Genomic DNA, 12,565 nt, shown 5'->3' on the forward strand with positions numbered 1-12,565 from the left:
AAACTTACCCGCCGGCGAGGGCTTCGAGTTTGGCCTGGGCGCGGGCAAGGTTCTTGCGCGCGTTGGCGTGGCCCGGGTCTATCTCAAGAACCCGCTGCCAGTAGGAGATAGCAAGCTCGTAGTTGTTCTCGGAGTATGATTCAACCCCTAAAAGGTAGAGCTTCTGCACGTCGGCAGCCTTCTTTGCCGCCTTCTCGATCTCGGCCAGGTTCTGCTGCACCTCTATGTTTGCAGGATCAAGCTGCAGCGCGGCCCTTAGCTCCTTCTCCGAACGCGCCGGGTCCTGGGTTTCCTTGGCGCGCGCCAGGCGTCGCTGCACGTCCTCTGAGAGCCTGCGGTCTATCTCGCCCAGCTTCTGCAAAAGCTCGGCGTTCTGGGGAGCAAGCCTTAAAAGCCCACGTACCTTAGACTTTGCCTCGGAGTAGCGGCTGCGACCCAGCAGTGCGCCAACCTCCTTGATCTCGGCTGATATATAGCGGTCGATCTCCTCCTTGGTCTTGCGCATGTAGTCGCGAGCCACCTCGTTGTCGCGATCGTAGTCAAGCACCTTCTCGAAGGAACGCATGGCGGTAAGGTAGTCCTGTGTGGCAAGTGCCTCGATGCCTTTCCGCAGGTCGTCCTGTATCACGACAGGGGCCGAGGCGATAAGCTCTTTGGTAACACCCTCTTCTGCATCCTCTTGATAGAACAGGGCAAGGCTGTGGGTTGAATCCTGGGCCAGTATCTGCTCGGCCAGCACCACCAGCGCCACGTAGTTCTTGCTCACGTAGGCCTTTTTTGCCCCCTCAACCAAGGAGTTCAGCGCCATCTGTTCCTTCTCTGCATTAACCTTGGCAATCATCCCCTGCGCCTGGGTGTTCTCCGGCCACCAGATAAGTGCCAGATCCCAGCTCGCCAGCGCTTCGTCGTATCTGTCCATGTTGTAGGAGGTCATCCCCTGCTCATACAGGCTCTGGCTGGTGAGCTTCATCCGTTCAAGCGCCTCTTTCTCGGCCTCTTTGCGCGCCTCGGCAAGGAGCCGCTCTCGCTCCGCCTCGCTTGCACCGAAGTGAAAACCTATATCAAGCCCGTGAATGCCGCCTGCGCCGAAGTATGTATTGGGCAGGTAGGAGTAGTTGATCTCCAGGTTGGCAAGCTGCAGGCCGAAGCCGGTGGCCAGACCGTTGATGAGGTGGCCGGCGATCCGCTCGGAGGTATAGCCCATTCTGAGCGAGAGGACCCGCCAGAGGGAGTACTCCAAAGCGCCCGAGATCACCAGCCCGCGCGCACCGTACCCCGCGCCTGCCAGGAGCGCAAGCTTGTCTTCCAAAAGCCCGTAGCGTGCAGAACCGCAGACGTAAAGCGGCTGCAGGGCGCCGTTGCTTTCGACGGTGTCGCCCGAGAGGGTGTCGGAGCCTGCAAGATCGAACCTCATGCGGGGACCGAGATTCTGAACAACAAGCCCCAGGCTCAAATCCCCGAGTTCCTGATACGCTCCGAGGTCTACAGCCACCGATGCGGCCTGGAAATCGGGGCTATCTTCGAGGTAGGGATTTGTGCCAAGGGAGACGGTCTGCGCGCGAAGGGCCAATCCGGCACTGAAACTTCCAAATCGACGGGAAAAGGAGAGCGCAGGGGCAAAGGCGGAAGCATTCGTGTTGTCTAGATAATAGTCGGGATTGGCAGGGTCGGGACGCACCTCGATGCCCTGCACATTGGCTCCCTTGAACCCCACGCTGAAGGTTCCGAACCTCGCTGGGAAGACCCCGATCAGCCCCGCTGAATTCACAAACCCCATGTTCTGCATGCCCGCGATGACCACCGTCTGCTCGGCAAACGCCGAGGTAGCCGGGTTGTTATAAAGGCTCATGCGATCCGCGGGCACGGCCTGCATGACCTCTGCCAAGGCAAGACCTCGCGCGCCGAAGGAGACGTCAAGGATCGAAAGCCCGGGGGCCGAGGCCTCAGGAATGGACTGGGCAAGAACAGAGACTACCCCCAAACCCATCATCACCCCCAACATCAGAGAAAATCTCAACGAACTCTTGATAACACCCATCAGCGCACCACCACGAAGGGCTTTGTGACCACCACCACGTCGTCGGGTTTTTCACCATCCGGAGCAGCATCACGAATCGCCTGGAAAGTTGGGTTATCACGGGCATCAACGGTCAGGCGGAAGAAGTATACGTCCGCACCAAGATCTGATATGTCTATCTCCACGTAGTTGTGGTAGCCTGCGGAAACAAGATCGCCGCCTGCCTCCTCGTGATACAGGAGCCGCCTGGCGCGCGCGGTGAAGATCTCAAGCGTTACGCGCGCGTCGTAGCCCAGGTCGTAATAGACCCGACCCGTGCTCTGGTTGACCGCAGGCGAAGGCACAAAGAAGACCTGTTTGGGGTCAACAAGGATAGTGGTGTCGGGCCGGGCAAGCACCTCAAGGGTATCCTCAACCTTCGACTCAAGGACACCGCTTTGAGCATCGGCAATCACCCGATAACTTCCCTCAGGGAACTCGCCGGTTTTGGAGAAGCAAGCGTAAAGCGAGTCGTAATCTGCGGAATCGGTGGGAAAACAGTAGTCGGGATAGAACTCATCGCCAAGCTCTGCATGCTGCAGGTGAAGCTGGATGGAGTCTGCGAGGATGTTGGACTTGACTACTACCTGAAAGGTATCGCCTGCAAATATCTGATCCGGTGCGGAAAGGGTAAGGATGAGTATGTCAGGCAGGGTATCCGCCACCACGGTAAGGGTATCCACCACCGAGGTAGTATCCAGTTCCACATAGGCGTTGGCAATCACCCGGTAGCTCCCCTCCGGAAACCCGGCGGTGTTTGAGAAGCGGGCGTAAAGCGAGTCGTAGCCTGTTGAATCGGCAGGGAAGCGGTAGTCGGGATAGAACTCATCGCCAAGCTCAATATGCTGCAGGTGAAGTTGGATGGAGTCCGTGAGGATGTTGGCCGTAACCGCAACCTCAAGGGTATCTCCTGCAAATATCTGATCGGGTGCTGAAAGGGTGAGGATGAGTGTGTCAGGCAGGGTATCCGCCACCACGGTAAGGGTATCCACGGCGGCAGTAATATCCATCCCAAGGTAGGCCTGGGCTGTTGCTTGATAAAGGCCGATTTCAAGTTCTCCAGTGTTGAAAAACCATGCGGTAAGCGAGTCGTAGTTCACCGAGTCCTGAGGGGGATAGATGGAGTCTGGCCACGATACCTGCATGTCGGTAAGATGTTTTATGTGCACGGTTATGGAATCCACAAGCCTGTTGGCCCGCACCGAGATGTTGAAGGCGTCACCTTGTTGAACGGTATCGGGCAGCCAGAGGCTGAGCTGGACTTCAGGGGGCGGAAGGTCAACCTCGAACACATCGTAGAAAACACCTTCCGCCGAAGCCACGTAGACATGCGCCTTGGATTCTGCAACCCTGACCTCGCAGACCTGCGCCATGCCGGGCGCCGGATCGGGACGAACGTCCCAGTTCTCGCCGCCGTCGGTGGTAAAATAGACGGAGAACCCCTTCTTAATCTGCTTGTACACGTCGGCGGCTAGCAGGAACTCGGGCAGCGAGGGGTCGGTTGCGATCCGCTGAACGTTCACGCTCTCCAGACCGGTGACCTTGCTCCAGCTTTCCGCACCGTCGGTGCTTACGCATACCTGATTGTTATCCAGGAGCGTATAGAGACGGGTTCCCGCGACCTCAAACTGGATCGGCAGGCCGTTGGCAGGCAAACCAGCATCTGCGGTCTGTTTAAGACTACCCTTCACCTCCGGCTCGTCGGTGCGGAAGCTACCCAGAACGGTGGCAACGTAGAGCTTGCGATCCAGGGGAGAGTAAGTGAGATCGGCTACCGCTCTCCACTCAAGGTTCTCGGTGACGATGTAGTTATCCAACCCGTCGCTGCTGTAGCAGATGCGATACTGGGTCTGGCCACCCCACCTGCCTATGGCGACAAACCAGACCTCGTTTCCGTTCCCAGGATTAGAAACCACAAAGGGGACGATGCAGGGAGCACCCGTCTCGTCCGAAATTGTATACACGAGCCAACTTCTCCCTTCGTCTTTGGAGACCCCGATGCCGTTGAACAGCCCGGCATAAAAGATAGACCCTTCGTTGGTTTCTCCTGAGGCGAGATCGAAGGCCAGGGTTATATCGTTTGCGCCGGTTCTATCCCAACTCTCACCGGCGTTATCACTTATAAACCCGCCGCTGCCAAACGAAGAAACCATAAGCCTGGTTGGGGCATCCAGGTTGACCACGATGCCCGTAAACGTCTGTGCGGGTAATTCCTCTATCACAGCCCATCCGCTTCCGACTCGGCGGTAAAGCCCGTCGAACGTAGCGGCCATAACGCCTCCTTCCCAACCGGCGAGATCGGTAACAAAAAGCGAAACCAAACCGTTACTTGCCTCAGACCAGCTGGAGCCGTGGTCGTGAGAAAGTGCAATCCCCCCGAACGTGGCTGCGTAAAGATCACCTCCGGCTGCCGCAAGATCTTGGATCTGCACACCCACAAGTTCCATGTCCCCCTTCCAGTCGCCCGGCCCTATGTGGGGATTTAAGACATAGGTGACCCCGCTCGCAGTCCCTACGTGAAGATACAGGGCACCGATGCTGCCGGATGTCCACTCCAATGAAAGGATTCCACTTGGCACATAGCCGGGAAGCTCTTCCGTTCTCCAGGTGTCCAGCGGCCGCCGGATTCGAATCTGGCGGTAGTTGGAGACCGCAACGGCAAGAACCTTTTCATGGACCGCGAGAGCCGAGATCTTTGCCCCTGGGACATGCCAGTCAGGAAAAATCTGAAACGATGCCCCGTTATCCTCCGAGAGCCACAAGCCGTTGCTCTGGGTGGCGACGACAATGGTATCCCCAATACCGCAGATCCCCACGACATCGGCGTCGGTCGGGATGCCCTGAGCCTGAGACCAACCGGGCGCATCCTCTGCGTGCCACCAAAGACCCCCTTTCCTGGGGCACGACCAGAGCTTGCTCTCGATAAACGCAACCTCGTTCATCCAGTCCACTGTGAAGGGGATCGGCTCGTATCCGTCTATCCTCTGCCAGTCAAAGCCGCCCAGCTTGCGGTAGAAGCCCTCGTTAGTGTATATGTAGGGGTTGGCGCCGCCGTCCACGCAGACCGCCTCCCCCAGACCGCCGTAAGGGCCGTTACTGCTCCACACCTGCGTGATGGAAAGAAGAACCTTGAACCCTAAAAGAAGACCCGCCATACATTATCACTTTACGGAATATTATTAACTTGTCAATAGGGAATTCACCCCACGCCGTTGCTTCGCAACGCCGCGGGGACCCCGAACTTAATCCTCCTTTCGCCTTGCAGGCGAAAGATCGGAGGATCGGAATTCTACGGAATGAGAATTACCTTTTGGATAGCTGCCGGTCTATAGACCTCCCGAATAAAGTAGACTCCCGGCGTGTAACCTTCACCCCAAATAAGTGTACCTGAGGGGGCTGTACAGTGCATCTGATCCACTTTGCGGCCTGCAGCATCGAAAATCTCCGCACAGAAACCATCGGGACGATCGGAATACCGCAGCACTATCTTTTGACCGACAGGGGAGATTATCTGCCAGTTCACACGAGAATCAACGATCGGCTCTTCTTTAACTGCATCTATGAGTCCTTCGGAGTTGGTTTTCATAAGAAGCAGATCGCTGCCCGCACTAGCCCAGGTCTCGGTTGAACCGGTCAGGATGTAGCCGCCGTCTGATGTTTGCAGTACCCACCTTGCATCGTCTTCCTGGGGATTCTCGCCGTACAGACGGGTCCATAAGGTGTCGCCTTCCGAATCGGTCTTTAGAAGCCATGCGTCGCCGTTTTCGAAAGAATAACCTGACCACTCCCATGAGTAGGCCCCTGCCACTATATAGCAACCATCTGAGGTCTCTTGCACACAATATCCAAAATCGTAATGATCCTCTCTCATATCTCCATAGGTCTTTTCCCATACGAGGCTTCCATCTTCGTCCAATTTTACTAAAACTAGGTCTCCATCATTGGTTTGACCTGCGGAGACGTAGGCATTATCCGTAGTCTGCTGTATGCAGTTCATAGAAGAACCAGCTCGGTAAGTCCACACGGTATCTCCTGCAGAGTCGGTCTTCATTATCGCGATGGCCTTAGAGGTAGCCTGAGAGTACAGGGCGTAGCAAGCGATGATGTAGCCTCCGTCACTGGTCTGGCTTACGTGGTTGCCGAAGTCGGTCCTGTCTTCGCCGTAGGTCCTGGTCCACATTGTATCACCGTGGGGGTCGGTCTTCAAGAGCCACATATCCCCGGACATATAGTAGTTGGGACCATCCCGGTGACCGGTAATTATGTAGCCGCCATCTTCGGTCTGCTGTACCCAGTAAGCGGCATCGTATTGCGGTCCGCCGTATGTCTTTGTCCATAGGGTGTCGCCTGCTTCGTCCGTTTTTAGGAGCCAAATATCTCGGATTCCTGCACCAAAAGATTCAGTGTAGCCGGCAAGAATATAACCACCGTCAACTGTCTGCTGACCACAGTAGCAGTATTCAGGAGCTTGTCCGCCGTAGGTTTTTGTCCATAAGGTATCGCCCTGGGCATCGGTTTTGAGGAGCCATATGTCGCTCGAACCGGCACCTGAGACGATGTTTCCAAAGACAACGAAGCCGCCGTCCGAAGTCCCCTGGATTACATACCCGGATTCGTCGTCTTCTCCGCCGTAGGTTTTTATCCAGCCCGCTTGAAGGGATAAAGCGGTAAAGGTTGTCGCTAAGACAACCAGTAATACAAGGTTTTTCATACCTGCCTCCAACATTTTGATTTTATTATCAAGAATATACGCAGGTGGGTTGAGTTGTCAAGCATACATGCTCCTTTTGACCAAAGGTCAAAGGATCGCAGGAAGAGAGGATCTCTAAGCTTATCCTGCTGGTCCTCGGTAAGGTTAAGCTCCTTAACGGCCCGAGGCGATAGGAGCCTGCCAAGACCTCCCATGTGCATTCCACCGCGCTGGCCGCGCGGCGACCCGAAAAGCCCCACGAGGATTAAAGGTAGTGCTGCTGCTATCCTAAACATTTCATTCCTCCTTTCAAAAGATTCATTCGTAACCGTTGGACACGCCAACCTCAAAAAGGTTTAATCGGCCTTGACAGCTTCCCAGCACCGCCTATGCTTAACGAATGGCGATGCTTCTACTTGCTTTTTTAGGGGTGATGGATACGTTAGAATTACCAGAACCTGCCTCGGCTATCTTTGCCACAACCGATGGTAAGCTTGGGTATCTTTCAAGAACCGGTGAGGAGATATTAATCAAAGAAGAAAAGGGGTGGAAGAAGTTTCCCCTGCCCGAGCGTTTTCTCCTGGTGCAGAGGATTCTTGTAAAAGGCTCTTTATGTTACATCCTTGCAGAGCGCACCCTGAGGCTTTTTGATCTGCGCACCTCGCGCAAAGCAGTGATCGCCGAGGACGTTGACGATGCTGCCATCAATCGCTACGGCGAGTTATGGGTGCTTTCTGCGTTCAATCTACGGCGGCTGTCGCCTTTGGGAAGGGAACTTGAGATTCGCAAGCTCAAGACCCTACCTGCCTCAATCTCTTAGTCATTCCGAGCAAGCCAAAAGCTTGTAAGGTTCCGAAGGGCGACGTATACGGAGCAATCTCATATGTAGTACAATCCGAGGATTCATCCCCCAACTGGTTATCACCCTCTTATCCGGATCGAGTGCGATCAAAGATATATGGGATCACCGCGCGGTCCTCGACCGCTCGCGATGACAAGGTGGGGGATGTAGAACAGGCTGGAGAGCCTGTTCTTTAATATTTGCGCGCACCCGGTGTTAAGGCACAGGTTGGTGACCTCCTTCGCAGCCGAGGGCATCTCTGCCGATGACCTGGAGACCGGCTGCTTGCCGAGAAGTAACCTGACCTCATAAGTTACTTGAGAATAATCGCTTTCTTGACTTCGTGTATACCCTTATCAAACGTTACCTTCGCAAAATAAAGGCCTGTCTTTACGTTTGAGCTTTTCCCCCACTCGATGGTGCCCGAATTCCCGGATTTCTTAAACTCGACAACCTTCTTGCCTGACAGATCAAAAATCTTACACACAAAATACCCATGCCAATCCTTATAGGTAATTCGTACGTAATCGCCCCGAGATTCGATCTCCCACAATGAACCGAAATCCAACTTTATCTGTTTGGGTTTGATTAACTCTCCCTTCTCCAGCCGGTCCCTTAAAGAAATGTCGCCGAGACCATGAACGTATGGTAAAACAGTATAATCTTCTCTCTTAAAGCTGTGACTTTTACCCCAGATTATTTTACCGTCGGTTCTTTCTGTCTCTTTCATGTGTAAAGGAACGTTAGAGTGAGAATTAAATATCTTGATCCCCATGTGTTTGTTGCGAGGCCAGTTTTGATATTCTATGATCACGTGCAGGTCGCCGAACTGGTCCCTTTTGAATTCTGCCTTCAGGGAAAGAGGTTTTTTAGCAAGCAGTTCAAATCGCTCACGGATAGCGAAAGGGTCAATATCTACTTCAAACCAGTATTCACCGGGATCGGCACGCGAGCCCCAGGTAAAGGTGCCCTTGCCCGGTGGAATATTTACGTCATACACCTTGGTTTTCTTGTAGTCGGTGATTCTGCCTGTGATCCGCTCGGAAGTTTTGTAGTTAAACTTCAGCTCTTTAACCGGCTTGTCTGGAAAAGGGATATCAAGAGCGAGCTTGCCTTTCTGCCTCGTAGTAGGAACCGTATCACCTGACCATGGGAAGAACCGATTGTTGTAGCTCTTATTTGGTACCCTTGCGTATCTTGCCACGTGTTGATGGGCAAATGCCCCACCTACAGATATACCTGTGGCTTCTTCAGGGTTATTGAACACTATGCCGTTAATAGCCAGTAATGCAAGCTCCATTAGTTCGTGCCATATCGCTTTCCTCAACTCTATCCGATGATTTTTCCTTATTTTTAGATCGGGATTGTGGATGTCAAACTGAGGGGCAAATCCAATTTTTACTGAACCTAGGGGCGCTCCGGTCGGACTCCAGAGAGTGCTGTATGTCCCACCATCTCTGCTATTCACATTGTAATCAATATCTCCATTAGATAATGCTAAACTGAAATTGCCATTTACGTGGCAGTCTACTTTTATGCCTAAGCGTTCCAACACCTTCTCCGCGTGTCCTGGGCTTGAGAGCCTGATGCTGCCGTCGCTCGACACCGCATCCGACACCCTGTCGTAATACCTCTTGCTTATTATCTTTATTTCCTTACCATGGGCTTTCAATTTGTAGCTGGTAGGCATCCCCATGCGTTTAGTCAACCACGCCTGCATCTTTAGATCGTTCGGCTGGAGGTCTGCCATAACTCCTCCTTTCCAAAAGGATAACCGGTTATCTACTAAAAGTGTTCTCTAGAGTGTCCCTCTATTCTTGACGAAGTCAATAGAAGCCTGACGAAAAGAACGGAAGTTAATCAGACCGTTTAGCGCAAATAATCTCACATTCTGGCAAGGCTCTTTGTAAACTCGCCATCCCCTCGGCGGTTACCTCGGTATAAGAAATGTTCAGCCTTCTTAAGGTAGTTAGCTTCTTAAGGTGCTCAACCCCGGCGTCCGTGATCTCATTGTTCGATAAATCCAGATCCCGGAGTTCTGTGAGGTTCTCAAGATGTTTGAGTCCCTCGTCGGTAACGCCTACAGCTCCCACATCAAGACGTCTGAGGTTGGTTATCGACCCGATACCCTCCAGATCCTCGGTGGTCAGCTTTACATCATAGTGATAGAAGTCAAGCTCCCGCAGATAGGGAAGCTGGGCAAGATGCCGCCAGCCTTCGGCTGTGGTGTGCGGTATGAATAAAGAACCGTATTGGTAGGGAAATTCTTCAATGAATCCCACGTAATCAAATCGGTCTGAATACTGTCCAGAACTACACGTAAAGATGGTTAGATTTTCAAACCAGAAACGAAAATCCTCGCGTGTGTGCGGCTGGAACTCCTCCAGCCTCAGACTCCTCAAGGAGCGTATCTTCGCCAGATGACGAAGCCCCCGGTCGGTTATCTTGATGCCATCCAGAGTCAAGGTGTGCAGATTCTTAAGATTAGCCAAGTGCTTCAGTTCATCGTCGTTTACGGTGAAGAATCTAAGCTTTAATTGCCTCAGGTTCCTCATCTTCCCTATACGTTCGAGGGTTCTGCCAGCCAAGGGGTACACATAGGCATCGAGTCCCTTAAGATTCTTAAGCCGCGCAAGCTTACGGGGATCAGGGCTCCGCATGTATACATAGAACACATAGAGGTCAATATTTTCAGAGATTTTTCTAAGATTACGGAGAGGCAAGGGGCGACGAGGCAAGTTTATATTGCTATAGGAAATCCCCACCGCAGCAACATTCGGATACTGCTTCAGACTGTCGATGTTTACAAGATAGTAATCCCCGATACAAACGATCTCTTCAGGGTTTGTAACTCCTAATTCTCCGTAAATATCGGTATCTAATCCAACCAACTTGCCTTGAAAGTAAGGCATGCCTTGCAGGTTAATTGTATCGGCTAAATTGTTTTTTTGTAATCTATAGTCGCCATAGTACCCGCAGTAGAAGTAAATCGTGGTATCCTGAGGATCACCCCTGACCAATAGATGATCATTAGTATAACTGTACATAATGGTATCTTCGCCTTGCCAGGGATATGGGATTATAGTGTGCTCCCCGTAAATAATTACCGCATCCTCGCCTTCTTCCCAGCCGGTAACGTCGATGATTTTTACATAAGGCTTTTCCATGTACGGCTCGTCCCTGATAAGCACCAGCTCGCGCGGCTGGGAGACATCTTGCCCTGCTGGAGCCGTGACCTCCACCTCCTCTCGGCAGGAAAGAACCCCCAGCGCCGCCGCAAGGATCAAAGCTGATTTAAGGACGCTCTTCATCGCTCCTCCTTTGTGTAAACTATTGTAGCGAACAAAAACCCGGTGTCAACCTATACTGACGAATGCAATAGAAACCTGAATATTAGAATGCAACTAACTACCGACGACCGGCCCAAACTACGTCGCAATCAGGCAAGGCTTCTTGCAGCCTTGCAGCTCCGTCCGCAGTCATTAATGTGTAAGAAATGTTAAGTTTTTTTAGGCTCGTTAATTTCATTAGCAAGGGAAGACTAGCATCAGTAATCTCAGTGCTGGTTAAATTGAGATCGCAGAGTTTTGTGAGATTCTCAAGATACTTAATCCCTACGTCGGTAATGTTCCCTCCAATCTGATCTAGACGTCTGAGGCTGGTGATTTGACCGATTCCACGCAGGTCCTCATCAGTTATAATCACACCATAGAGTTTAAGTTCTTCCAGAACGGAAAGCTCTGCAAAATTCTGCCAGCCTTCGGCGGTGGTGGGCTTTATAAACATTGAGCCGTACGCGTAAGGGAAAATCTCCAGGAATTCGATGATATCATCAAAGAAAATGTGAAGTTCAGTCCAAAGATCGAATTCATTATACGAGCCAAACACGTCGCACCAGTAAAGGAAATCGTCGAATCCATGACGTTGATAGTTATCCAAGGTCAGGCTTCTCAATGAAGGAATCTTTCCCAGATGACTTAATCCCCGATCGGTTATCTTGATACGGTCAAGGGTCAAGGTGTGCAGGTTCTTTAGCCTGGCTAGGTGCCTGAGCTTACGGTCGTTTGCACTGTAGTAACGGATATCAAGCTGTCTCAGGTTCCTCATCCTCCCGATGTGGCGAAGAACGTTGTTTGCCCAAGGTGGAATGTAACAGACCAGCCCCGCTAGATTCTTACGGCGTGAAAGCACACGAGACTTACAATTACACAAACCCGGAGTCGGGTGAGAATAATCAACGTACAAATCAAGGTTTTCTGGTATCTTTCTGAGATTTCTGCGATAATTGATGAGGTATACGTAACTGCTGAAATCAAAGATACAGCCGTAGTCGTTGCTGAATCCAACAGCGACAAGGTTTGGATACTGTTCAAGGCTGTCAGGAACCATGTAAAATCCTTCACCGACACAGACGATGTCTTCGGGATTCTCGATCTCCATCCTGTAGTATCTGTGGGTACTCAAACCTATCACTCGACCTTGCGCCCAGTAGTTATAAGGTGGTTCGTAGAATTCTATTGAGAGGGTATCTTTAGCTTTTCCTTTCTCCCACACATCGTAACGTTCGTAATCATTCGGACGGTATCCAAAAACAAAGAAAAAGGTCGTGTCCTGCGGTTTCGTTCTGACCCATAAGTAATCACCGTCATAAGCGTATATAATCGTGTCTTCACCTTGCCAGGGATATGGGATTATAGTGTGAGCCCCGTGAATAATAATCGCGTCTCTGCCCTCTTCCCACCAGGTGACGTCTACGGTTTGCACGTAATATTCATCCATGTGTGGATCTCTTCTGATAAGCACAAGCGTGCGCGGCTCGGGAGCATCTTGCACTGCTGAAGCCGCTACCTCCTTCTTGCAAGCCAGGACTCCCAGCGCCGCCACCAAGGTCAAAGCTGATTTGATCAATACCAGCTTAAGGACGCTCTTCATCGCTCCTCCTTTCCAAAAGGATAACCGGTTATCTACTAAAAGTTTC

General features: G+C 52.1%; 8 protein-coding genes. 1 reads left to right on the forward strand and 7 read right to left on the reverse strand.

Going from position 1 to position 12,565, the window contains the following annotated elements:
- Positions 1 to 4: 4 nt before the first annotated feature.
- The 4 genes from CEE36_07730 to CEE36_07745 form a co-directional block, all read right to left on the reverse strand.
- Positions 5 to 2,038 (reverse strand): hypothetical protein, encoded by a 2,034-nt coding sequence (locus CEE36_07730; protein ID TKJ41936.1) that lies wholly within the window; start codon positions 2,036 to 2,038, stop codon positions 5 to 7.
- Positions 2,038 to 5,211 carry a hypothetical protein gene (locus tag CEE36_07735; protein ID TKJ41937.1) on the reverse strand — a complete coding sequence of 1,058 codons (3,174 nt, stop codon included), beginning with the start codon at positions 5,209 to 5,211 and terminating at the stop codon, positions 2,038 to 2,040. The genes CEE36_07730 and CEE36_07735 overlap by 1 nt, the downstream gene beginning before the upstream one ends.
- A gap of 134 nt (positions 5,212 to 5,345) precedes the next feature.
- The gene (locus CEE36_07740; GenBank protein TKJ41938.1) at positions 5,346 to 6,767 is read right to left on the reverse strand and encodes a hypothetical protein; all 1,422 of its coding nucleotides are present in this window, start codon (positions 6,765 to 6,767) and stop codon (positions 5,346 to 5,348) included.
- Positions 6,764 to 7,042: a hypothetical protein gene (locus CEE36_07745; protein TKJ41939.1), complete on the reverse strand. Its 279-nt coding sequence runs from the start codon at positions 7,040 to 7,042 to the stop codon at positions 6,764 to 6,766. Before CEE36_07745 ends, CEE36_07740 begins: the two co-directional genes overlap by 4 nt.
- Positions 7,043 to 7,146: 104 nt before the next feature.
- Here CEE36_07745 and CEE36_07750 point away from each other — a divergent pair, with 104 nt between their 5' ends.
- Positions 7,147 to 7,566 carry a hypothetical protein gene (locus CEE36_07750; protein TKJ41940.1) on the forward strand — a complete coding sequence of 140 codons (420 nt, stop codon included), beginning with the start codon at positions 7,147 to 7,149 and terminating at the stop codon, positions 7,564 to 7,566.
- A 334-nt stretch (positions 7,567 to 7,900) separates the two neighbouring features.
- Here the strand turns inward: CEE36_07750 and CEE36_07755 are convergent, their stop codons facing one another.
- The 3 genes from CEE36_07755 to CEE36_07765 form a co-directional block, all read right to left on the reverse strand.
- Complete coding sequence (locus tag CEE36_07755) at positions 7,901 to 9,337, reverse strand: hypothetical protein (GenBank protein ID TKJ41941.1); 1,437 nt, start codon at positions 9,335 to 9,337, stop codon at positions 7,901 to 7,903.
- Between the two features lie 106 nt (positions 9,338 to 9,443).
- Positions 9,444 to 10,898, reverse strand: coding sequence for a hypothetical protein (locus tag CEE36_07760; GenBank protein ID TKJ41942.1), 1,455 nt, complete (start codon positions 10,896 to 10,898; stop codon positions 9,444 to 9,446).
- A 97-nt stretch (positions 10,899 to 10,995) separates the two neighbouring features.
- A complete protein-coding gene (locus tag CEE36_07765) occupies positions 10,996 to 12,519 on the reverse strand; it encodes a hypothetical protein (protein TKJ41943.1) in 1,524 nt (507 codons plus the stop codon).
- Between the last annotated feature and the right edge of the window lie 46 nt (positions 12,520 to 12,565).

The sequence above is a fragment of the candidate division TA06 bacterium B3_TA06 genome (genome assembly GCA_005223075.1).
Classification (GTDB): Bacteria; Hydrothermota; Tepidihabitantia; order B3-TA06; family B3-TA06; genus B3-TA06.